Annotated in this window: 2 protein-coding genes; both read right to left on the bottom strand. The window is 34.7% G+C overall.

Features of this window, described 5'->3' with window-relative positions; translation table 11 throughout:
• Positions 1-26 precede the first annotated feature (26 nt).
• A complete protein-coding gene (locus ACW2QF_RS04615) occupies positions 27-242 on the bottom strand; it encodes a DUF3006 domain-containing protein (protein WP_455714825.1) in 216 nt (71 codons plus the stop codon).
• Between the two features lie 46 nt (positions 243-288).
• Positions 289-1,368 (bottom strand): ComEC/Rec2 family competence protein, encoded by a 1,080-nt coding sequence (locus ACW2QF_RS04610; protein ID WP_455714824.1) that lies wholly within the window; start codon positions 1,366-1,368, stop codon positions 289-291.
• Positions 1,369-1,763: the final 395 nt, after the last annotated feature.

Below are 1,763 nucleotides of genomic sequence, written 5' to 3'. Positions count from 1 at the left end.
AAATAATACGAGATAAGGTTTTTATATTAATCTTCCCAAAGAGAATTCAATTTTTCTTCAATTCTAGCACTTCTTGCTTTTATTTCATCTTCCTTGATTATATATGTGTTATTAATACATTGAATACAATCCCCTTCTTTGACCTCCTTTGGTAAGTGAAAACGAGGTATGGTGATGAAGCTTCCATTTTCTTGTTCGCATATGGCAAAGGAACCTTCAAAACGATCTATGATATATAACATAATGGAACTCCTTTCTAATTGGTGTAAGTTTACAATTGTAAGTGATTTAGCTAGCTGGTTTGCATGTCTTACATGGTTCATAGCCGTCTTCTTTGGCTTTCTTTACAGTAGTCTTGGTTTTATTCCCCTTAAGATAACTACAACTAGATTTATGATATTTGGTACCAGAGCTTGTAATATAAACCACATTGTAATTACTGTTAGAAGTTTCATCTTTACTTGAAGTAGAAGCATTTACATTACTTAAGTCGGTAGCTTTAGCACTGAAGGTGATTTTGCTACCCGTGCTTGTAGCTATAATCGTTCCATTTTCATCGGTACGATAGGTTTTAATGTTGTTTTTCTTTAATAGGCTAAGGGTTTCTTCACTTGGGTGTCCATATGAATTTTCACCAACACTGATAACAGCATAAGTTGGGGTAACCTCTTTTAACAAACCAGCAGTAGTGCTTGTTCGGCTACCATGATGACCACATAGAAGAACATCAGAATCTAGGATTTGTTGGTTAGCTAGAATATCTGAAATAGCTTCGGTTTCACAATCACCAATGAAGAGAAAGCTATCTTTTCCGTTTACTAAACGAAGGCTGATAGAATAATTGTTTAGATTTGAGCCGTAGTCCATAGAGTTAGGTGCTAAAAGGGTGAATTTAGCATTACCAAGAGTATAGGAATCACCTACAACGGGTTTCGTAATCTTAAGAGCATTCTTAGCAATGGTATCTAATAAAGTTTCATATACCTTCGTATTATTCGTCTTTGGTGACATAATAATCTTGCCAATGGAAAATGTGTCAATCACATCGGATGCAGCACCTATGTGATCTGCATGAGGGTGAGTTAAGATTAGGTAGTCTAATTTCTTAACTTCTTCCTCCTTTAAATAATTAACAATAGTAGCCTTATCATCAACATCACCTGCATCGATTAGCATGTAATGACCATCGGATTCAATTAATATGGAATCTGACTCTCCTGAATCTATATAGTGTACTTTCATAGTTGTTGAAGTACTAGATTCTGAAGTACTTGAATCCTCTGACGTATCGGTATTGATTGTACATCCTACTAAAAAAAGAATTAGTAATGTTGTTAACGCTAAGTACATACGTTTTTGTTTCTTCATGTGTAAACTCCTTTTTTGATGGGTTCTTTTGTAATATAATATGTTAGTATTCAGCTAGAAAAGAATCAGCCTACTATTCAAGATAAAATGATATCACATAACAGTAATCAATGGAAGAGTATTAAGATGTAAAAAGGTCTTAGTGGAATTTTGTGATGAATAAACAAGAATATTTATTCTTTTATTAACTTTCTCGTACTTGTGTATCTATAAACTAGATAAGCAAAACTCTGAATAGTGTAGATTTGCTTCTTAGCTGACGTACTATGACTAAGAAACGATAGCGAAGCAACTATAGTACTTCTTAGTGTGTACTTAGTAATCTAGGAATGCCAGGCATGGATGCCTGGCAAGCCTGAGCTGAGGCAGGATGCCGAATCGATGGCGGTTCCGTA

It is taken from the genome of Anaerosporobacter sp. (genome assembly GCF_965301125.1).
This window is presented reverse-complemented; position numbering and strand designations above follow the sequence as displayed.